The 21,019-nt window shown below is 40.0% G+C and carries 21 protein-coding genes, 3 tRNA genes and 1 pseudogene; 16 read left to right on the top strand and 9 right to left on the bottom strand.

The features are described 5' to 3' along the window. Window positions 1–218: 218 nt before the first annotated feature. From ACNAV8_RS09610 to ACNAV8_RS09600, 3 genes and pseudogenes are all read left to right on the top strand, one after another. A pseudogene (locus ACNAV8_RS09610) lies at window positions 219–2,630 on the top strand (hemagglutinin repeat-containing protein); the annotation flags it as partial. Further along, window positions 2,627–2,977 carry a hypothetical protein gene (locus tag ACNAV8_RS09605; RefSeq protein WP_415777635.1) on the top strand — a complete coding sequence of 117 codons (351 nt, stop codon included), beginning with the start codon at window positions 2,627–2,629 and terminating at the stop codon, window positions 2,975–2,977. The pseudogene ACNAV8_RS09610 and the gene ACNAV8_RS09605, both read left to right, overlap by 4 nt. Window positions 2,978–2,985: 8 nt before the next feature. Continuing rightward, window positions 2,986–3,249, top strand: a complete 264-nt coding sequence (locus ACNAV8_RS09600; protein WP_415777634.1) for a hypothetical protein — start codon at window positions 2,986–2,988, stop codon at window positions 3,247–3,249. Between the two features lie 438 nt (window positions 3,250–3,687). On the opposite strand, the gene ACNAV8_RS09595 is transcribed toward ACNAV8_RS09600, so the two are convergent. Together ACNAV8_RS09595 and ACNAV8_RS09590 are read right to left on the bottom strand one after the other, a co-directional pair. Further along, on the bottom strand, window positions 3,688–4,452 hold the full coding sequence (locus ACNAV8_RS09595) for an Abi family protein (RefSeq protein ID WP_103855288.1): 765 nt from the start codon (window positions 4,450–4,452) through the stop codon (window positions 3,688–3,690). A 153-nt stretch (window positions 4,453–4,605) separates the two neighbouring features. Further along, window positions 4,606–4,833: a hypothetical protein gene (locus ACNAV8_RS09590; RefSeq protein WP_103855289.1), complete on the bottom strand. Its 228-nt coding sequence runs from the start codon at window positions 4,831–4,833 to the stop codon at window positions 4,606–4,608. Window positions 4,834–5,031: 198 nt separating this feature from the next. Between ACNAV8_RS09590 and ACNAV8_RS09585 the strand changes: the two genes are divergently transcribed. Next, window positions 5,032–5,604 (top strand): hypothetical protein, encoded by a 573-nt coding sequence (locus ACNAV8_RS09585; RefSeq protein WP_415777633.1) that lies wholly within the window; start codon window positions 5,032–5,034, stop codon window positions 5,602–5,604. A gap of 485 nt (window positions 5,605–6,089) precedes the next feature. Here the strand turns inward: ACNAV8_RS09585 and ACNAV8_RS09580 are convergent. From ACNAV8_RS09580 to ACNAV8_RS09570, 3 genes are all read right to left on the bottom strand, one after another. Further along, window positions 6,090–6,176 (bottom strand) — tRNA-Leu (locus ACNAV8_RS09580). Between the two features lie 30 nt (window positions 6,177–6,206). Further along, a tRNA-Cys gene (locus ACNAV8_RS09575) sits at window positions 6,207–6,280 on the bottom strand. A gap of 11 nt (window positions 6,281–6,291) precedes the next feature. Then, window positions 6,292–6,367 (bottom strand) — tRNA-Gly (locus ACNAV8_RS09570). Between the two features lie 327 nt (window positions 6,368–6,694). Here ACNAV8_RS09570 and ACNAV8_RS09565 point away from each other — a divergent pair. The 3 genes from ACNAV8_RS09565 to trxA all read left to right on the top strand — a co-directional run bounded on the left by ACNAV8_RS09565 (window position 6,695) and on the right by trxA (window position 9,259). Continuing rightward, the gene (locus tag ACNAV8_RS09565; protein ID WP_415777632.1) at window positions 6,695–7,804 is read left to right on the top strand and encodes a methionine biosynthesis PLP-dependent protein; all 1,110 of its coding nucleotides are present in this window, start codon (window positions 6,695–6,697) and stop codon (window positions 7,802–7,804) included. Window positions 7,805–7,822: 18 nt separating this feature from the next. Continuing rightward, complete coding sequence (locus ACNAV8_RS09560) at window positions 7,823–8,818, top strand: 2-hydroxyacid dehydrogenase (RefSeq protein ID WP_103855881.1); 996 nt, start codon at window positions 7,823–7,825, stop codon at window positions 8,816–8,818. Window positions 8,819–8,935: 117 nt separating this feature from the next. Beyond that, complete coding sequence (trxA, locus tag ACNAV8_RS09555; RefSeq protein ID WP_415777631.1) at window positions 8,936–9,259, top strand: thioredoxin; 324 nt, start codon at window positions 8,936–8,938, stop codon at window positions 9,257–9,259. A gap of 113 nt (window positions 9,260–9,372) precedes the next feature. Here the strand turns inward: trxA and ACNAV8_RS09550 are convergent, their stop codons facing one another. After that, the gene (locus ACNAV8_RS09550; protein WP_415777630.1) at window positions 9,373–11,088 is read right to left on the bottom strand and encodes a protein-disulfide reductase DsbD; all 1,716 of its coding nucleotides are present in this window, start codon (window positions 11,086–11,088) and stop codon (window positions 9,373–9,375) included. A 254-nt stretch (window positions 11,089–11,342) separates the two neighbouring features. Between ACNAV8_RS09550 and ACNAV8_RS09545 the strand changes: the two genes are divergently transcribed. The 3 genes from ACNAV8_RS09545 to arcA all read left to right on the top strand — a co-directional run bounded on the left by ACNAV8_RS09545 (window position 11,343) and on the right by arcA (window position 12,701). Further along, the gene (locus ACNAV8_RS09545; protein ID WP_103852717.1) at window positions 11,343–11,609 is read left to right on the top strand and encodes a type B 50S ribosomal protein L31; all 267 of its coding nucleotides are present in this window, start codon (window positions 11,343–11,345) and stop codon (window positions 11,607–11,609) included. Window positions 11,610–11,618: 9 nt separating this feature from the next. Continuing rightward, a complete protein-coding gene (gene ykgO, locus ACNAV8_RS09540; protein WP_415777629.1) occupies window positions 11,619–11,762 on the top strand; it encodes a type B 50S ribosomal protein L36 in 144 nt (47 codons plus the stop codon). 225 nt (window positions 11,763–11,987) lie between these two features. After that, entirely contained in the window at window positions 11,988–12,701 is a 714-nt protein-coding gene (gene arcA, locus ACNAV8_RS09535; protein ID WP_103852715.1) for a two-component system response regulator ArcA, read from the top strand. A 623-nt stretch (window positions 12,702–13,324) separates the two neighbouring features. On the opposite strand, the gene ACNAV8_RS09530 is transcribed toward arcA, so the two are convergent. Together ACNAV8_RS09530 and ACNAV8_RS09525 are read right to left on the bottom strand one after the other, a co-directional pair. Next, window positions 13,325–13,582, bottom strand: coding sequence for a DinI-like family protein (locus ACNAV8_RS09530; RefSeq protein WP_103855883.1), 258 nt, complete (start codon window positions 13,580–13,582; stop codon window positions 13,325–13,327). Window positions 13,583–13,663: 81 nt separating this feature from the next. Then, on the bottom strand, window positions 13,664–14,098 hold the full coding sequence (locus ACNAV8_RS09525) for a LexA family protein (protein ID WP_415777638.1): 435 nt from the start codon (window positions 14,096–14,098) through the stop codon (window positions 13,664–13,666). A 345-nt stretch (window positions 14,099–14,443) separates the two neighbouring features. Here ACNAV8_RS09525 and sstT point away from each other — a divergent pair, with 345 nt between their 5' ends. From sstT to ACNAV8_RS09495, 6 genes are all read left to right on the top strand, one after another. Continuing rightward, window positions 14,444–15,688 carry a serine/threonine transporter SstT gene (gene sstT / locus ACNAV8_RS09520; RefSeq protein ID WP_103855885.1) on the top strand — a complete coding sequence of 415 codons (1,245 nt, stop codon included), beginning with the start codon at window positions 14,444–14,446 and terminating at the stop codon, window positions 15,686–15,688. Window positions 15,689–15,753: 65 nt separating this feature from the next. Continuing rightward, window positions 15,754–17,199, top strand: a complete 1,446-nt coding sequence (gene modF, locus ACNAV8_RS09515) for a molybdate ABC transporter ATP-binding protein ModF (RefSeq protein ID WP_415777628.1) — start codon at window positions 15,754–15,756, stop codon at window positions 17,197–17,199. A 45-nt stretch (window positions 17,200–17,244) separates the two neighbouring features. Beyond that, window positions 17,245–18,165 carry an SPFH domain-containing protein gene (locus ACNAV8_RS09510; RefSeq protein ID WP_103852710.1) on the top strand — a complete coding sequence of 307 codons (921 nt, stop codon included), beginning with the start codon at window positions 17,245–17,247 and terminating at the stop codon, window positions 18,163–18,165. Window positions 18,166–18,221: 56 nt separating this feature from the next. Further along, window positions 18,222–18,671, top strand: a complete 450-nt coding sequence (locus tag ACNAV8_RS09505) for an NfeD family protein (RefSeq protein WP_415777627.1) — start codon at window positions 18,222–18,224, stop codon at window positions 18,669–18,671. A 4-nt stretch (window positions 18,672–18,675) separates the two neighbouring features. Further along, window positions 18,676–19,308, top strand: a complete 633-nt coding sequence (locus ACNAV8_RS09500) for an NAD(P)H-dependent oxidoreductase (RefSeq protein WP_415777626.1) — start codon at window positions 18,676–18,678, stop codon at window positions 19,306–19,308. Next, the gene (locus ACNAV8_RS09495) at window positions 19,308–19,877 is read left to right on the top strand and encodes a TorD/DmsD family molecular chaperone (protein ID WP_103855886.1); all 570 of its coding nucleotides are present in this window, start codon (window positions 19,308–19,310) and stop codon (window positions 19,875–19,877) included. Before ACNAV8_RS09500 ends, ACNAV8_RS09495 begins: the two co-directional genes overlap by 1 nt. 87 nt (window positions 19,878–19,964) lie before the next feature. On the opposite strand, the gene ACNAV8_RS09490 is transcribed toward ACNAV8_RS09495, so the two are convergent. Continuing rightward, the gene (locus tag ACNAV8_RS09490; protein WP_103855889.1) at window positions 19,965–20,900 is read right to left on the bottom strand and encodes a Kdo(2)-lipid IV(A) acyltransferase; all 936 of its coding nucleotides are present in this window, start codon (window positions 20,898–20,900) and stop codon (window positions 19,965–19,967) included. Window positions 20,901–21,019 lie beyond the last annotated feature (119 nt).

Genomic DNA, 21,019 nt, shown 5'->3' with positions numbered 1-21,019 from the left:
ATACTAAACGTCTATTTAGAAACGGGTAGTTTACACACCTCTTTATCTAGAATAAAAGATGGGATAGATTATTATATCTTTTATTTTTTACCATTACTTATATTCTTCTATTTCTTAAAAAAGAATTTTTAATAAATAATTTATCTAATATTTATTAACCTTTTAAAGATATTAATATATTTTATTATTTTAGTTATGGTTACTCAGGCTAAAATATGGAACAAAAAGGTTTCACCATTGCGGTAAATATCCCTGTAGTTCAAGCGGTACAAAATGCTCTCGCTGTAGCGGAACAAGCTAAACAAATGGGCGAAAGCAAACATAGCCGTGTTAATGCAATGGCAGCAGCGAACACTGCGTGGGGTGCATATCGAGCAGGTGAGGGTTTAATGAAAGCCAGTGAAACCTTAAGCCAAATGGCGAATGGTAATCTAGCTCAAGGAGCGATGAATGCCAGTGTGTCTATTACTTATGGCGAACAAAAAAATGTGCAAACCACCGATACTCAAGGCAACACTGCCACAAACAGTGCAATTAACGCAGGAGGAAAAGTAATCATTACCGCTACAGGGGCAGGCAAGGCGTCAGATATTAACATTGTAGGCTCTGATGTCTCAGGCAAACAAGGCACAATCTTACAAGCGGATGATGAAATCAATTTACTGGCTGTCAAACAAACCCACCAAGAACGCAGCAAAAATAAATCTAGTGGGTTTAATGCGGGTGTGGCAGTGAGTTATGGCTCTGATGGTTTTGCTTTTGGGATTACCGCAGGCGGCAACTACGGCAAAGGCTATGGCAATGGCGATGAAACCACTTGGCGAACAAGTCATATTGGCGATAAAGGTAGCCACACCATTATTCAAAGCGGTGGCGACACCAATATCAAAGGCGCTCAAGTGCGAGGCAACGGCATCATGGTTGATGTGGAAAACCTTAACATTGAAAGCCTGCAAGATACCATGACCTATAAAGGCAAACAAATGAACGTGAGTGGTCAAATGACTGTTGGTTACGGCTTTTCAGGCTCAGCGAGTTTCAACCAATCAAAAATGAACGCCGATTATGCCAGCGTGCAAGAGCAATCAGGTTTATTTGCAGGCGATGAAGGCTATCAAGTCAATGTGCGGAAGCATACGGATTTAAAAGGTGGCTTAATTACCTCTACCGTACAAGCGGAAGAACTTGGCAAGAACCGTTTTGAAACTGGAACGCTAACCTATGCAGATATTCAAAACCATAGCAATTATTCAGCAAGTGGATTTGGCTTAAGTGGTGGTGTAACAGTGAGTGGAGGAGATGCTCCTAAAGAAGTAGGAGGAATGAAACTTCGACAAATTGGTCAAAACGCTCAAGATGGTTCTGCGAAAGTAGAATATGATGGTATTGCAGGTATTGGCAGTCAAGGGAACTGGGGAATAACAAAAGGCATTACAACCGCATTGTTAGGTCAAGTAAAAGATAAAGGCAGTGAAAGCGGTATAACCACCAGTTCAATCAATACCGCCAATATCACTATTCGTGATCACGAAGCTCAACAAAAGATAAGCAGAAAAACAGTTGAGGAAAGTTTACAAGGACTTTCTAAAATTAATCTTCATCAAGGTGTTGAAAAAGCCGATGTTGAAACTATCCGTTCAGATTTAGAGCGTGATTTAAATACTGCAACGGAATTTGTCAATAATGTTAATAATCAAGGTGATGAAATTCATTACAAAATGGAGAAAAATGAAGACTCTCTCTTTTCAATTCAACCTAACACACCTGAGTGTAATCATATTTCTTGTTTAGATTTCGATAAAGATAATTCCCAAGCACTTAAAAAACTTATTTATAGCGACGAATTATTGACAGAAGAACAAGCAAAATTATTAAGTAAAGTTGCAACAGCAGGTATGTTGAATTTGACTAGAGAAGAAAAAGTTTCAAGTGCCATTTTGTATGACAAAGACTTATCTTCAATTAAGGATACTGCATTGATTCTGAATAGAGGAAGTGCAGGGATTTTAAATGAATTTTTATTCACGGGTTTTGAGCGATTTAGAGCTTGGGCAAATATGCCTTCTCTCTTTGGTGCTTCGAATGCGACACGAGATCATGCTCAGATTGCGAAAAAATTAGATGAATATAATGCTTACGCAAAATCTCAAGGAGCAAAAACATATACATTTGAAAATGTAGCGCATAGTTTAGGTGTGTCTGGTAATAAAAATATGCTGAATTGGTCAGCGCATCTTGGTCAAAAATATGAGCATACTGATGTGGAATATTTACATTTAGGTGGTTCATATCCATCAAGTGAAGTAGATAAACAATCGAGAGAGTTATTTAAGGGTGTCAAAACACAATATCTTGGTGTTGAGAGAGACGTTGTATATGAGGGAATACCAATTTTAAGAAATTTAGGATTAGGAATGATTGGGAATAATCCTAATGCAACACCGAATAGAGCAAAGACATCCATTTTAGAAGCGCATTCTGAGGCTAATCAGAATATTAATAACTTAAAGTTTGTTTATGATAAAAATAATAAAGAATCTTTTAAGAAATGGCAAAATACTCTAGATATTTTGAATAAAACACATAAAGATGGAATAAGAGAGTTCAATGTTGTTGGAGAAAACAGATGATAAAAATTTTTTCCGTTTTATATTTAGCCTGCTGTGTAACTGGTTGCTTATGGATTTGGTATCCACCGTATTCTTCATTTTGGGATGAAGATATATGGATCCATAAAGAGAACAATACGCCACCTCCTAAAGATATAGTTAGAGAGTGTTATTCTCAATCATTATTACCATTTGAAACAAAAGTTGTAGGAGAGTTGGAGATACCAGTTAATCCTGAAGATCAGGTTAAAGCTAATGATCTTGATGGAGCTTGTTTGTATCAAAAAGGATTTCGGTTTAATGCTAGTTATAAATACTGTTATAGATTTGACAATACCTGCAAGCAATGGAATAAATATAGAAATTAATAAAAATTATGAATTTTGCCCCCCCTTTCGGCAAATATGGACAAGCCCAAAGCAATAAACAAGCGGTGAATGAACAAGGCGAGAAGCTGTATATTGATAGTCAGGGTAACCAAACCACTGCAAGCCGAGATAGTTCAGGAAAAGAGAATAAAGCCAAATTAGCGGAGGGTCTGGATTCGCTTACAGGTAATCTTTCAGTTGGCTTTGGTTATGAAAAAGAAAGTCAATCCAGCATAACGAAAAGTGGGATTAACACGGCTATACTCAATTAGAGAATGGTGATTATAGACACGTTAGCGGAAGCGTCATCAAAGGACCAGTTGATATTGGTCATATTTATGGTTGGGAGCATAGGAGATTATCTTTGGCTGCAAAAGAAGTTGGGTTATTGCTTTATTAGAAGCAGGGGCAGATCCAAATATACCTAATCGAGATAATGTGATTCCACTGGCAATGATGGGAGGGATCCCCGATAGATTAGACGTGCGAACACTAATGCTGGATAAAGGTGGCAATGTACATTATAAGAACGGGAATAATGAATTGGGTATTGTACATAGCGTAAAAAAAAACACCTTGGGAAACAAGATAGATATAAACCAATGATAGAGCTAATGGAGAAATATGCTTAGAAAATGCATTTAGGCCATTTAGCCCTTTGGCCTTTTCGGGTAAGACCTTTCCCCTTGGAAAGGTTACCCTTAAATCCCTTAGGGGATTTCCCTTATGCCTTTTCCTTTTTGAGGTTTTCGTGCGATTGTTTGACTTATACGCTCAAGTTGCTCCAATATATCTGCCGTTTTAGGCGAAATGTACCATAACACCTGTTTTATATTATTAAATACGTTGATAAGATCGATTTTACTTTCATCGAAAATTGGCTCATGGTGACAAATTCTATTCCTTAGATAACGCACTCGGCTTGTTATGTTATGTATCTCATTCACTATTAAATCACGTTCATCAGGGGAGGAAATACAAACATTAGGGAATGCTTTATTAAAATGATTTATCCATCTCATTCGATGAGTTCGCGATAACATATTTTCCCAAAATATAAAGTTAAGCTCTGCCACAACTTTTCCAGGCGAAATCTCATTAGTATCTATTCTTAATGGCTGTAAACGTCCATTGATGAAATGGAATTCGTAGGTTTTGTGTGAAGACAACTTATTTACAATACGGAGCAATTCTTCTCTTGTTGCAGGTTTTAATGCTCGAATAAAGTTATCATTTAAAATACTATATGCCCTATAACTAGGTTCTAGCGCATTAATAATGGCATTTCGTAATGCTACTTCATATAGGCTAATCACTTCCAAAAGTGCGCCACTTATTTGTATGTTCCAAATATAGAGTTCATATGCCTGCATATCTTTTAATGAAAGGTCATCTTCATCTTTGAAGTAAGATAGATAGGTTTCTATTCTTGCTTGGGATAATAGAGTGTGAAGCTCACTAATTTTAGACACCATAACGCTAAACCATATTAATTAATACATTGACAACACAGTTCTTGAAGTATAGCATATAGGAAGACTTAGGGACTGTGAAGATAGCAATCATTGATTAGCTGGACCCCCCTTTGCAAAAGCGATAGCCCCAATTTAATTGATTGGGGTTTATTTTTATTCCTCTGCTTCAATACCGTCTTCTTCTATAATCACCTCTTCCCATTCATCTTCAGGAAGAAACTGCCAATAATTACAAATCCAACCATCTTCAAATTTTTCCCATAAGCCTGCATAGTTATACGCTGTCACTTCAGGATCAGCGTGGCAAATTTGGCTCGCTTGAATTTGAGCATTGGCCCAACTTGAAAAAAGAAGGGGTATAACGATAATCAAAGCTCTCATTGTTATGTAATCTCATTCCTCCTGTTCCAGTATATTTATCCTAAATGACTTTTCCTCTCCTAAATTCTCTGAAATTTCAAAACAATTAATTCTCCTAAAATCCCCTGATATTTTGCAAAATAGCTACTGTCATTAGGGTATGCGTATGGGCAACCTGATAAGCCTTTTGTACATACCTTATTGGCACAAGATAAAACTGTGCCATCTGTTGCCGTGGGTGAACAGCTTAAACAGCAACGGCCTGAAGTGTTTGAGCGTACCGATGCCGCAGGCAATAAAACCCGCGAAACAGATCAAACCATTACCGATCGTTCATTTGTACGTGTAATTGAAACAGATACCGAAACGAAGAATATCGGTACATCGCAAAGCAATATTGACGCAGACAAACAAGTCAATGTAGGCGGAAATTATAGCTTGAGTGTGGTTGGTAACATTACAACGGTGACAATAGGCAATGCGACTACTGCCATTGGCGGAACATTAAAAGAGCAAATCAGCGGCATTGCAGAACGTTGTTCAGATGTATTGCTTAAACTGAAAGCCCCTACAATTCAGTTATTAGCAAGCCAAATTCATATTGGTTCAGGAGAACAAAACATCTTAAGCATTATGGAAGAAACAATTCAAATCGTTGCCGACCTTGCGAATACTGTTGCAAGTCATACCCATAATGGCGGCCCAGCACCAGATCAAAGCAGCACGTTCAGCGGCTACAACAGTAGGGCATTAAATGAGAAAGATAAATTCTCGCCTATTATTGAGCAGTAAACATATCATCAACATCCGGCCACCTATTTAGGTGGCTTTTTTATTACCTACCGCCTTTATTTAAAAGGCTTTAGCTACAGCTTTCCTTTTATAAAGTGAAGCCAAACTGATCCACGGAAAATTCTCACGCCACGTCAAACGTCACGAAAAATCCACTCTCCCACCCGCGTTTTTTATGCAAAAAATTGCCATTTTTTCAGTTAAGAAAGATCAGGTTTTATTAAAATGAAAAGCTATCATATTGAAATATAAAAAGAATTTCTATTTTACGTGGGGGGGCATAAAATGATTTACATCTAACCGCTCACACATCTGAAATTTGGTGACCATTGGACACCAAACAGGGAAAAGGTGGATTATCAGAATTTCTAGGATAGGCTAAAAATAGTCACCAAATGGACACCAAAAGAAAAAGTGCGGTAAAAATGAGATATAAAAAAAGCCGCTCTTGGCGACTATCTTATTGATTTAATTATGCTTTAAAATGGTGCCCGAGGGCGGACTTGAACCGCCACGACTCGAAAGTCGAGGGATTTTAAATCCCTTGTGTCTACCGATTTCACCACTCGGGCTGAGTGATATTGCTGACTGCGGTTGCATTATGGAGGCGTGTCCCGGAGTCGAACCGAGCTACATGGATTTGCAATCCAGTGCATAACCGCTTTGCTAACACGCCGTAGCGTAAATTGGAGCGGGAAACGAGGCTCGAACTCGCGACCCCGACCTTGGCAAGGTCGTGCTCTACCAACTGAGCTATTCCCGCTTTCGCTGCAACACATTCGCTGTCAGTGGCGTGCATTTTACTGACTTCTTGAACGCTGTCAATTAAAAATATAAAAAAATATTATTGATTGATGAAAAAAAATGCAAGGTGAGTAAGTGTGTTTTAAAACAAAGCAATTTATGGATAAATTTAGATCGTTTTTAATCTTTTTATCTCATCGCAAAACTAAATTTAAAATCTACTTTAAACAGGCGATCCTTTGTGCCAAAATGTGAAAATATGATTTATTTGAATCGCACACCTTTTTCTTTTGGGATTGTAGATAAAAGTGCGGTGAAATTTTTTGCAATTTTTACGAGGAATAATATGACACAGCAATACAAAATCGAAACACTACTCGCGCAAGCAGGCAATCGCACAGATGAAAGAACAGGCGCAGTTTCCACGCCTATTTTCCTTTCTACTGCCTATGGTCATCACGGTATTGGGGAAAGCACGGGATACGATTACACCCGCACGAAAAACCCAACACGCACTGTTTTAGAAGAAACCATTGCGAAATTAGAAGGCGGTGAACGTGGTTTTGCTTGCGCTTCTGGTATGGCGGCGATTCAGTTAATTATGCAATTATTCGCCGCGCCCGATGAATGGATTGTATCGAGCGATGTATATGGTGGAACTTATCGTTTATTGGATTTTGCGTATAAAAATACCCACGGAGTAAAACCCGTTTACGTGAACACCGCTTCATTAGAAGCGATCGAGCAAGCAATCACGCCAAATACCAAAGCGATTTTTGTGGAAACGCCGTCAAATCCATTAATGGAAGAATGTGATGTGCCAGCCATTGCAAAATTGGCGAAAAAGCACAATTTATTACTTATCGTAGATAATACATTCTTAACTCCGGTGCTATTCCGTCCTTTGGAATGTGGCGCGGATATTGTGATCCACAGCGGAACAAAATATATCGCAGGGCATAATGATGCCTTAGTGGGCTTGGTGGTAGCTAATGGGCAAGAACTTTGTGATCGTCTGTTTTATATTCAAAATGGTGCGGGCGCAGTGCTTTCGCCATTTGATAGCTTTTTGACCATTCGTGGAATGAAAACCTTGGCATTGCGTATGGAACGTCATCAGAAAAATGCGCAAGAACTCGCGAAATTCCTTGCTGAGCAGCCACAAGTGAAAGATGTGCTTTATCCGAATAAAGGGGGAATGCTCTCTTTCCGTTTGCAAGATGAATCTTGGGTTAATCCATTCTTGAAAGCGATTAAACTCATTACCTTTGCAGAAAGTCTTGGTGGCACAGAAAGTTTCATCACTTATCCTGCGACTCAAACCCATATGGATATTCCTGAGGCGGAGCGTATTGCACGTGGTGTGTGTAATTGTCTGCTACGTTTCTCGGTGGGCTTGGAAGATGTGGAAGATCTCAAAGCGGATCTGTTACAAGCTTTCGCCCAATTAAAATAACAAAGCAGGGAGAATAAAATGAGAGTCGCTGTTTATAGCACCAAAAGCTACGATCGCAAATATTTAGAATTAGTCAATGTGAAGTATGGATTTGAGCTGGAATTTTTTGATTTTATGCTCACGGAATCTACCGCCAAAATGGCAGAACATTGCGATGTGGTGTGCATTTTTGTGAATGACGATGGCAGCCGAAAAGTATTGGAAAAATTGGCCGCACTTGGAGTAAAAATGGTGGCCTTGCGCTGCGCTGGTTTTAATAATGTGGATCTCAAAGCCGCACAAGAATTAGGTATTCAAGTGGTTCGTGTACCAGCTTATTCGCCAGAAGCGGTGGCAGAACATACTGTAGGTTTAATGCTGACCCTAAATCGCCGTATTCACCGCGCTTATCAACGTACACGTGAAGCGAATTTTTCCCTTGAGGGATTGACCGGCTTCAATATGCACGGACGCACGGTTGGGGTGATTGGTACAGGGAAAATTGGCATTGCCGTAATACGTATTTTAAAAGGGTTTGGTATGCACATTTTGGCTTATGATCCCTTCAAAAACCCCGTTGCGGAGGAACTTGGTGCAGAATATGTGGAATTAAACGAATTATATGCCCGTTCGCAAGTGATTACGCTACATTGCCCCGCAACCCCTGAAAATTATCACCTGCTGAATCGTGAAGCCTTTGCGAAAATGCGAGATGGCGTGATGATTATTAACACCAGCCGTGGCACGTTGATCGATACACAGGCAGCGATTGATGCGTTAAAACAGCGTAAAATCGGGGCGTTAGGAATGGACGTGTATGAAAACGAGCGAGATCTTTTCTTTGAAGACAAATCAAATGAAGTAATTCAAGATGATGTTTTCCGCCGTTTATCTTCGTGCCATAACGTGTTGCTTACGGGACATCAAGCCTTCTTGACGGAGGAAGCGCTGACCAGTATTTCTAGCGTAACTTTAGAAAATATTTACAGCCTAAAAACAGGCAAACCTTGCCCAAATTTAGTGCTGCCATCTTAACTTTTAACAATTACATTGATTAGTGATGATAGCTTGAATTTATGCTATCATCGCCCCATATTAAGGAAAACGCCATAGCCTATGGCGAATTAGATAATAGAAAATAAGGAAAATAAAATGAGTGAAGTATTACATACCACTGACGCTACTTTCGACGCTGATGTTTTAAGATCAGATGTACCTGTATTATTAGATTTCTGGGCGCCTTGGTGTGGCCCTTGTCGTATAGTTGGCCCAATTCTTGATGAATTAGCGGCGGAATTAGGCGATAAAGTGAAAATCGTAAAAATCAACATTGACGAAAACCAAGCAACACCAGCTCAATTTGGCGTTCGCAGCATTCCAACTTTATTAATGTTTAAAGAAGGAAAAGCCGTTGCTTCGCAAGTAGGCGCATTGCCTAAAAATCAATTAGCGGCATTTATTGCACAAAATAGTTAATCCACTAAAAATAACCCCATCAGATGATGGGGGTTGTTTTAATTTCAATTATGTAAATCTTGTATTATACCTCGCTTAACCTGGCGTTCTACAAAGTTACACCAGTGGATTGTCTAATTTAAACGCACTTCCAACCACTCCAAAAATTCATCAGCATTCATAAATCCTGTAATGCGGGCGGAGTGAATTTCGTTACCTTGTTTATCAAAAAAGATGATGGTGGGTAGGCCTAACACATTCAGTTTTTCCATTAACGCTTTGTTTTCTGGGCTATTTTTTGTCATATTTACTTGTAACAATAAAATATCGTCAAAGGCCTGCTGAACATTGGCATTGGAAAAAGTATATTTTTCAAACTCTTTACAAGCCACGCACCAATCGGCATAAAGATCAAGCATTGCAAAAGTGCGGTCGTTTTTTTGCAAGATTTTTTGTAGTTCATCATAGCTGCTTACTTTTTGGAATGCGGTTTGATGCGCACGCGTTGTTTGCGCTAAATCAGGTTCATTCCAGAGCCAAGTTTGCAGTGGTTTCACCAAGATCATCGCTAAGATAAAAAATCCAATACGCAACACCCAGCCAATGCCCTGCCCTTTGATTTGCAAGCCTGCCCATAAGCAGAAAGACACGCCAAGTAGCGCCCATAAACGATTTTCCCAGATTTCAGGCAGAATACGAGAAAGCAGGAAAACCGGCAAAGCAAGCATTACAAAGCCGAAAATCACTTTCACTTTTTCTAACCATTCGCCTGATTTTGGCAAAATGCGGTTGCCGAAAACCGTGGCTAAAATCAGTGGCACGCCCATTCCCAACGCAAGTAAATAAAGGGTGATTGCGCCAGTAAATAGATCTCCGCTTTGCGCCACATAGAGCAATGCGCCCGATAGCGGTGCGGAAGTGCAAGGAGATGCAACAAGGCCGGCGATCATTCCCATCACAAAAACGCCGCCAAATGCACCGCTCTTTTGTTTTTGGCTTAACAAGGTGAGTTTGGTTTGTAATGATGAAGGCAGTTGTAAGGTGAACACACCGAACATTGATAAGGCGAGCAGAACGAAAATCACCGATAAACCGATAAGTACATAAGGACTTTGCAGCGCAATTTGGAACGGCAAGCCGATGGCGGCCACGGCTAAGCCGAGCAAGGTGTAAGTGAGCGCCATTCCTTGCACATAAGCAAGACTTAATCCCAACGCGCGCGCCGTGCTTGGACGTTGCCCTGTGCCAATCACCACAGCAGAAAGCAGCGGCAACATTGGCAATACACAAGGGGTAAACGCCAAGCCTAAGCCTAATAAGAAAAAGCCAAATACCGCATATTTGCTTTCAAACAGGCGTTGTGCCAAGGATTGTTGTTCGTTTAACGCTGGGAAAAGTGCGGTGTTTTTTTGCACTGTTTTTTCTGCTGAATTTATTGCAGAAGGCTGCCATTGCACGGTTTTGGTTTCAGGCGGATAACAAAATCCTTTCGTGCAACCTTGGTAGGTAACAGAAAAGGTTTGTGGCGTTGCTGATGAAATGGGCACATTTAAGCTGAGATGATCACGGTAAATTTCCGTTTCGCCAAAAAATTCATCTTGATATTTTTCTGCTGGCGGAAAAGGGAAATTTGCGACCTTTTGTTCCCCTTGTTCAAGCAAGATTTCTTTTTTGTAGAGATAATAATCTGGCGCAATTTGCCACGCCAATTGCAAACTTTCCGCCTGAGATTGCGCTGTAAATTGAAAGGCCTCGTCCGCTTTTAAAAATTGCGGTTTGCTGTCAAAAAGCCCTGCTTGCGCTACAAGTGCGGTGCAAAAATAGAGAAAAATAAAAAGGATCTTTTTCATTAAAAAGCCATAACTCGTTGAAAATAAAAGATAAGCCCAATGGCATAAAATAATGTTAGCTATTCTAGCACAATCAGGCAAGGCTGAATGTATGAAAAGTCTTGGATTCTTTACTTTTATCGTCTTCTGCCGTTCGTTTCTATCTTAGATCTCTCTTACTTATTTTTTAAAGAAAAATAAGAGTTGATAACCATTCCTATTTGATGTAGTATGCCAAACCTAGTTATTTCGCAATGAAAAATAAGGAGTTTGAAATGAAAAAAGGGATTCACCCTGAAAATTATCGCACGGTGCTTTTTTACGACAGCAATGCCAAACAAGGCTTTTTAATTCGTTCTTGCGCCAGAACCACTCAAACAATGAAGTGGGAAGATGGCAAAGAGTATCCTGTCTTTATGTGTGATACTTCATCTGCATCACACCCATTTTATACGGGAAAAACCAGACAAATTAATAACGAAGGCAGAGCAAGTAGCTTCCTAAACAGATACAGCAAATTCGGCTCGCTAAAATCAAAATAAGGAGACATAATGCAAGTACTTTCTTCATTAAAAACTGCCAAAACTCGTCATCCAAACTGCAAGGTGGTCCGTCGTCACGGCGTGGTGTACGTTATTTGTAAAGAAAATCCACGCTTTAAAGCGCGTCAAGGGGGCAAAAAGAAAAAACGCTAAGATGTTATAAGATATATTTCCATATCGCTCTCTGAATTTTTCAGAGAGCGTTTCTTTTTTATAAAATAAAGCAATAAAACCTATGATTTAGATCATAAAAGCACGCAGAATTCATTTATCCTACTTGTTACAATAATGTTGCAATTATACAATGGCAAACTTAGAATACCCTAGAATTGTTAGTTTTAACTCGCCAATCAATATTGGAAAGGAAGAGATGCGAATATGGTTACCGCAAAAATTTTAATCGTTGAAGATGAAACCATTACAAGAAACACGCTAAAAAGCATTTTTGAAGCAGAAGGATATGACGTATTTGAAGCCAATGATGGCGTACAAATGCACAAAATTCTTTCCAGTCAAGACATTAATCTTGTCATTATGGACATTAATTTACCTGGTAAAAATGGGCTAATGCTCGCACGAGAATTGCGCGAAACCACCAACACGGCATTAATGTTCTTAACTGGGCGTGATAATGAAGTAGATAAAATTTTAGGTTTAGAAATCGGTGCTGATGATTACATCACCAAGCCTTTTAATCCGAGAGAATTAACTATTCGTGCGAGAAATTTATTACAACGTACGATGGCTGAAAACACCAAGCAAAGTTCACAACCAGTGGAACAATATCGTTTCAACGGCTGGACGTTAGATCTCAACAGCCGCACCTTAATTAATCCAGAAGGTGAAGAATACAAACTCCCACGTAGCGAATTTCGTGCAATGTTACAATTCTGCGAAAACCCTGGAAAAATCCAATCTCGCGAAGAATTATTGAAAAAAATGACAGGGCGAGAACTAAAGCCACAAGATAGAACGGTGGACGTTACTATTCGTCGCATTCGTAAACATTTTGAAGATCACCCCGACACCCCAGAACTTATCTCAACTATTCACGGTGAAGGGTATCGGTTTTGTGGGGAAATAGAGGAGTAGGATTCCTCTATTTTTTAAGCGCGCCCCTAAAATTATAAGGCTATGATGTTATTATTTTAGATACGCGCGGTACACTAGATATTACCCTAGATATGTTGGTCTTTGCTACCGATTGTAATATGCCCAAATATCTTAAATCAGACGGATAAAGTACGGTAAGGTTATTGAATATTTTTTGTGAAATCATTTGACAAAATGAGGAAATTTATATTTAACGTCTATTGTGTGATGGCTAGGCCTTTGGGGATTGCATGAATAGATTGGCTGTAGGTGGTAGGCTCATCATTATTAAGGCATCCCCTTATATTTACTGATTGTAGTTATAAATATCCTAGATTAATTTGTTGAGCAACTTGCCTTTTAATTTCAGTCGAAAAATGATCACAGTGTAATTTTTGGCAAGGAAACTTGGGACTACAGAGAATTTACTATGCAGTAGAGCTTAAAGAGGAAGATTAAGCTGAGTTTTTTGATGATGTAGCACGGATTCAGAACAATTGTCTAATTCCTTATTATTGATAAATGAAGATGTTTTGACTGCGCAACTATTATTGCAAGTGCGTCAATATCGTCGTTAATATGGGAAACTAGTGACAATTAATATTACTTTCTATTTTGTTTTATCAATCCAGTTCAACTAACGAGCTGTCGTTCCACAGTTCTTCTAAATATTCCATCAGGCGTTCTTTCTCGTCTTTGTTTTTAATCCCTGTTACATCTACGCCAGCCGTACTGGAAAAACGGATACGAATATGAATATCATCAAATTTTTCTGCGATTTTTCGTGGCAATACTTCTTGGAGCTTAGCAATAACTTTTAATTGATATTCTTGGCGTTTTTTGTCGTTTTCTTTCATAAAACGAATGTCTAACTGTTTCATTATGTTCTCCTTATTTTCTTGATTATTTATTCTGTTCAGCAAAAATGAGAAAATTTGCACCGCACTTTTATTTTTAGGGTGTTAAGCGGCAAATCGCATTTGCTTTTTAGGTTTCATTTGATGAATGGTATTGGTGATGACCCCAATAATCGGCAACGCAGACCACTTTTCACATTTGATGCTTTGCATTTTTGCGTCTAGCGGCAGAAAGATAAATTCTTTACCGTCATAGGCAGCAAACTCATATACGCAGAATTGGTGATTTTGTTCCATTACGACTAAATCACCAATACTAAGATGATCGCTTTGTTCCACCACAAGCATATCGCCCATTTCAATTCCCCACGCCAACATATTTGGATTGGTTACCTGAACAAAGCAGGTTTTTTGTGGGCGTTTAATGCAATATAGGTTTAAATCAAGTTTTCGATTAAAGGTTGAGTTGAAAGACTCGCTATCCGTTAAAAATGGCATTGGCTGATAGGAAAATGGTGCTTGTTCGTTGAGGTAATTCATCATAATGCTCCGCTAATCATCAATTCACTGGTTGTTTATACAGTGAAGATAATACTGGTGTTTTATACAGTTCGTCAATACTGTATAAAAACTTTTTTTCACTTTTTTGTATGGCTAAGGCAAATCAAGGGAAGAAAGAAGAAAATAATGTGTTTTATCTAATTTAGAGGGAAATATTTCTATATTTATGCAAATAATGTGCGTTAATTTACGATTTTATATTTTCTTTAGCACAAAATTAGGCTATCTTTACACTCGCTATGGGGGATCTAATTTTAGATCTGAATATCAACAATCTTCTGAAGTCATTGATCTTCAGTTTTAAACACAACATTGTAAATAATTATGAACACATCTCGTTTATATTCTCTGTTTTTTCACGGAAGTTTAGTGAAAAGAATTTCTATTGGTTTAGTGCTAGGTTTGCTACTTGCGATCATTGCACCAAGCTTGCAATCTGTACTCGGTTTCAACCTTGCTGAAAAAGCGGGTTTTTTAGGGACTGTTTTTGTTCGCTCATTGCGTGCTGTTGCACCAATTCTTGTATTCTTATTGGTGATTTCAGCCATTGCGAATAAAAAAATTGGTACGCAAAGCAATATGAAAGCGGTGGTGGTTTTATATTTGTTAGGCACGTTCCTTGCAGCATTAACTGCGGTGTTATTTAGCTTTGCTTTTCCAACCGAAATCGCTCTACAAACGCAAGAAAATTCTTTATCGCCACCAAGTGAAGTTTCTCAAGTATTAGGCACATTAGTGTTAAATGTGGTGGATAACCCAATCAACGCGTTATTTAATGCCAACTTTATCGGTATCCTTTCTTGGGCAATCGGTTTAGGTGTTGTATTGCGCCACGCGTCAGATACCACTAAAAATGTGATGAATGATCTTTCTGAAGGGGTATCAAAAATCGTTCACTTCATCATTAGCTTTGCGCCAATCGGGGTGTTTGGTTTAGTGGCAGAAACCCTTGCGGATAAAGGCTTGGGCGCGTTACTTGATTATGTGCGTTTATTATGCGTATTAATCGGTGCGATGCTGTTTACTGCGTTCGTAGTAAACCCAATTTTAGTGTACTGGAAAACACGTCGTAACCCGTATCCATTAATTTGGACTTGTGTACGCGAAAGTGGTTTAACGGCGTTCTTCACGCGTAGCTCAGCAGCAAATATTCCTGTAAATATGGAATTAGCGAAACGCTTAAACTTAAATGAAGATACCTATTCTGTCTCTATTCCGTTAGGTGCAAGTATTAATATGGCGGGTGCGGCAATTACTATCACCGTATTAACCTTAGCCGCAGTGCATACGTTAGGCGTGGAAGTTTCATTCCCAACAGCATTATTATTAAGTGTGGTAGCGAGCGTATGTGCTTGTGGTGCTTCTGGAGTGGCTGGTGGTTCATTATTATTAATTCCATTAGCTTGTAGCTTATTCGGTATCTCAAATGACATTGCTGCGCAAGTAATGGGCGTAGGCTTTATCATCGGGGTGTTACAAGATTCTGCAGAAACCGCATTGAACTCATCAACTGACGTGGTGTTTACTGCAGCGGTGTGTATCTCTGAAGAAGAAGCGCAAAAAAGCTAAGCTTTACTCAAGATAAAAAGAAAAAGAGCGGATGAAAATTTCCGCTTTTTTTATAGGTAGCTAATATGATTAAGATCGAAAATGCAACATTCCAGCTTGCCCATCATCAACGCTCAAAAATTGATGAATTATCCATTCAACCCAATGCTTATTGGGGTGTGGTAGGTAGTAATGGCAGTGGAAAAACCGCGCTCGCCTTGGCGCTGGAAGGCAAATTGCCTTTACTGGAAGGCACAATGGAAAATCATTTCCAAACTATTTGTTCCCTTTCTTTTGAAAAACAACAGAAAATTGTTAGTGAAACCTTTAAAGATCGCAACAATGATGGCGTCAGCCCTGATGATTTCGGCAAAACGGCCAAGCAGACCATTTTGGCTGAACAGGGCAATCTAGCGTTATTTGAAGAATATATTTCTCTGTTAAAAATCACCGCACTTTTAGATCGCCCTTTTATCCAGCTATCCACGGGGGAAAGCCGTAAAGTATTGCTGTGCCAAGCCTTAGTGCAACAACCTGATTTGCTGATTTTAGATGAGCCTTTTGAAGGGCTGGATCAGCAATCCGTCAAAGAATGGAAAGCATTGCTCGCGCAGTTACAACAAAAAATGGCGATTTTGCTGATCTTAAATCGTTTTGAAGATATTCCTGATGAGGCCAATCATCTCGCTCTGCTAGAACATCAAGAGGTTATTTTGCAAGGAGAGCGCCAAACTATTGAGCAACAAAGTCTTTATCAACAACTTCACTATGCAGAATCCGCCCAGCATATTCCTTTGCCTGAGCGTGCAGTCCCTGAGATAAAACTCGATGAAAATCAACCGCTCTTTGAATTAGAACAGGTTACCATTCAATATGGTGAGAAAAAAATTCTCGATAAACTTGATTGGCAAGTTAAGCGTGGCGAAAACTGGTGGATCAAAGGCCCAAATGGTGCAGGAAAATCTACCTTGCTTTCGGTGATTAGCGGTGATCACCCGCAATCTTACGCTAATAAAGTGCGTTTATTTGGCAATCAACGCGGTTCAGGCGAAACGATTTGGCAAATCAAACAAAAAATTGGTTATGTCAGCAGCCAACTGCATATGGATTATCGTGTGAATTGCTCCGCGCGAGATGTGATCCTATCGGGCTTTTTTGACAGCATTGGCGTTTATCAAAAAGTGCCAGATGCCTTACATATTAAAGCGATGGAATGGCTTGCCCGCTTGAATTTAACCGCGCAAGCTAATCAGCCGTTTAAATCCTTGTCTTGGGGGCAACAGCGTTTATTGCTGATCACTCGTGCAATGGTAAAACATCCGCCCGTGTTGATCTTAGATGAACCCTTGCAAGGGCTAGACGGCGTGAATCGTAAACTGGTTAAAGGCTTTATTGATCAACTGGTGATGAACAGCGAAACGCAATTACTTTTTGTTTCCCACCAAGATCAAGACGCGCCAAGTTGTATCACCCATTTATTTGAATTTGTCAATGAAAATGGACATTATCGCTATGTACAAAAGCCTATTTAATTTGTTAGACTTCAATCAGTTATCCCCCATTTTAAGGAGAGAAAAATGGAATTGTTAGACGGTTTTCCTGTTGCTGTGGTCGTCTTTGTTATCTTTGTGATTGTTGTGCTGTTTTCCACTTTGAAAACCGTACCGCAAGGCTATCATTGGACGATTGAACGCTTTGGGCGCTACACTCGCACCCTCACCCCAGGGCTAAATTTTGTTGTGCCTTTTGTGGATCGCGTGGGGCGCAAAATCAATATGATGGAACAGGTGCTAGATATTCCTTCGCAAGAAGTGATCTCAAAAGATAATGCCAATGTATCCATTGATGCCGTGTGTTTCGTTCAAGTGATTGATGCACGCCGTGCCGCTTATGAAGTAAACCATTTAGAGCAGGCGATCATCAATTTAACGATGACCAATATTCGTACCGTGCTAGGCTCAATGGAATTGGACGAAATGCTTTCACAGCGTGATAATATCAACGGACGTTTGTTATCCATTGTGGACGAAGCCACCAACCCTTGGGGGATCAAGGTAACGCGTATTGAGATCCGCGATGTGCGTCCACCACACGAATTAATCGCCGCAATGAATGCACAAATGAAAGCGGAACGTAATAAACGAGCTGAAATTTTAGAAGCAGAAGGGATTCGCCAAGCGGAAATCTTGCGCGCAGAAGGGGAAAAACAATCCCGTATTCTTAAAGCGGAAGGGGAACGTGCGGAAGCCTTTTTACAAGCGGAAGCTCGTGAGCGTGCCGCCGAAGCAGAAGCCAAAGCCACCCAAATGGTGTCGGAAGCCATTGCAGGCGGAAACACCAAAGCCATTAATTACTTCATCGCACAAAAATATACTGAAGCGTTAAAAGAAATTGGTGGCGCAAATAATAGTAAAGTGGTGTTAATGCCACTTGAAGCAGGCAATTTAATTGGCTCAGTGGCAGGCATTGCCGAGCTATTAAAAGGTGAAAAGCAATAATTTGCCTATCAATATCAGGGGCATTGCCCCTTTAAATATAAACTAAGGGGATAAGTATGGAATGGCTCGCAACTTGGTCAGTGTGGCACTGGCTTATTTTAGGCTTTGGCTTATTAATTGCCGAAATTCTCATTCCGGGCGTATTTTTGCTCTGGTGGGGTTTGGCGGCAATTATTATCGCAGGCGTAATGGCATTATTTGTCACCTTATCCTTAACCTTTTTAATGATTGGCTATGCCATTTTAGCCATTATTTTAAGTTTTTCTTGGTGGAAATACCAACACGGCAAAGATCTCCAAGATCAATCGCACACTTCATTAAACCAACGGGATCACGCAATGCTCGGCACAAAAGGTATCGTGCAAGAAATCAATGAAAACGGCATTGGGCGTGGTCATTTTGGCGACACCACTTGGCGAATTCAAGGCAAGCACCTGCATGTTGGCGATGCCATTGAAGTGTATAACGTGGAAGGGATCACCTTATTTGTTAAGAAAGTAGAATAGCACAATGAAACATTTAATTATTTTCGCCCACCCAAATGGGCAAGACAGCTTTAATCGCAGCATCTTAGACCGCACTTTGAACGCCAGCCGAGCGCTCAAAGTGGAAACCCAAGTGCGTGATTTGTATCAACTAAATTTTGATCCCGTCATTTCGTGGGCTGAATTACAAGGGGCAAATCAAGGCATTACTCCCGCAGAAATTCGCGAAGAACATCAGCTCATTCGTGAGGCAGATTTGATCACTCTCGTTTATCCCCTATGGTGGATGGGTTTTCCTGCAATTTTGAAAGGCTATTTAGATCGCGTGCTGAGCCACGGCTTTGCGTATAAAACAGAAGACGGACAATCTGTCGGCTTATTGCAAGGCAAAAAAATGCAACAGTTTATCACCATTGGCAGTAATGTTGAGAAATATCAACAGCTTGGCATTGATAAATCCTTGCGTGATTGCTTGGTGGACGGCTTATTTAATTTTTGTGGTATTACCGATATTCAGCATAAATTCTTTGGCGATATTCATATTATTGATGACAAGACGCGCCAGCAAATGCTTGATGACGCCGCGAAAATTACAACGCAAAATTTGACCGCACTTTTATCCGCAAAAGAAATCTCAAACAGTAAGGAAACCCCATAATGAGCAACGAAAACAGCCTGAACCATTTTTCTCTTATTAGCCGCTTATTCGGCAATCTGTTTTACCGCTCACCGCAAGATGCCACCTTGCAAAATGTCTTTGCTTGGTTACACCAACAACCGCTCAATGCCCTTTGGGCATTGGAAACCGATAAGCAAAGCGAGCAAGCGTTAGCCGCATTGCAAATGAAGATCGACTTAGCCTTGCTCGATCAAGAATACCAACGCTTATTTGGTGGCGAAAATCCCTTAGTGAAAACCGATCTTGCAACTTATGACATTGATCCCGCGGATTTTCTTGCCTTTCGTCAAGAGCGAGGAATGCCTGAGGTAGAACAAAGTGCGGTGGGTTTTCCTCTCATTTTTCTCACCGCCTCTTGGATTGAAGACAATCTTGATTCCACAGAGGCCCAAAAAACCTTATTCGCCGAGTTTCTTCTACCTTGTGCAAGCAAATTTTTATCCGCTGTGGAAACACAAGCCAATCTTCCTTTCTACCGCTCACTCGCCATTCTTTCCCGAGAAATCCTTTCTGCAATGGCTGATGAGTTGGAAGAAACCGTTCTTTAAGGTATAAAAACTTCTGAAAATCCCACCGCACTTTAATGGGTAATGTCTATGAAAAAGGGTGAAAACATTATTTCACCCTTTTATTTTCTAATCATACAAACTTGGATCACTTTCATTTGGACGGGTTTTGAAACGCCGGTGCAGCCACATATATTGTTCCACGCCTTGCAAGATTTCTTGTTCAACCACTTGATTCATTCGAGTGGCAATGTCAATTTCAGTATTGACATCAGAAAAATCTACGGGGGCGGATACTTTCACGGTGTAGCCTGAGCCGTCCGCGTTGCGTAATGGCGCAAAAGGAATCACTTTGCTATTTGGGGAAGATTTCAATAAATAATAACTGCCCGTTGTGGTGGAAGCATCTTTCACCGCGAAGAAAGGCACAAAAACAGCATTTTTCCGCCCGTAATCGTGATCGGGCGCATACCAAATAATTTCACCACGGCGTAATGCTTTGATCATATTGCGTAAATCTTTGCGATCAAGCATATCTTTGTTAGAGCGTAGTCGTCCCCAAGTTTGCAGCCAATCCATTAGTGGATTATCGTTTGGGCGATAAACCCCAATGCCGGGGGTGTAAAGCCCTAAAATTCTTGCCCCTAGCTCAAGGGTAAGAAAATGCACGCCCGTTAGAATCACGCCGTCTTTTTGGTAGGTTTTTAGGTATTCAATGCCTTCCACCTTCGACCATTTTTTGATCCGTTTATCCGACCAAAACCACGCCATTCCTGTTTCAATAATCGCCATTCCCGTGGCTTTCACATTAGCCTGCGCAATGTCATCAATTTTCTGTTCGCTATAATCAGGGAAACAAAGAGTAAGATTTCGCTTAGCGATTTTCATTCGCCGCTTGCCAACGCTTAACTTAGAAAATAGCCAGCCTAATCCATTCCCTATCTTTAACAAAAGGGGATAAGGCAAGAAAAGAATGAGCCGCCAAATGGCTAAACCAATCCAAAATCCCCAATATTTTGGGGCGAGAAATGCACGTTGAAATCTTGGAAGTGATGAATTTGCCATAACTAAAAGAAAGCTGTTCGTTAAAATTGGTTTAATCAAAGCGGTAGTTTAGCGGAAATTTTAGTAAATAGCATTTATCCTATGGTAAAATCTGCAAAAATTTGTCATTTAATGGAAAA

The organism is Avibacterium endocarditidis (assembly GCF_965138825.1).
GTDB classification, from domain to species: domain Bacteria; phylum Pseudomonadota; class Gammaproteobacteria; order Enterobacterales; family Pasteurellaceae; genus Avibacterium; species Avibacterium endocarditidis.
Note: the sequence above shows the minus strand (reverse complement) of the source record. Positions and strands in the feature narration are given on the sequence as shown.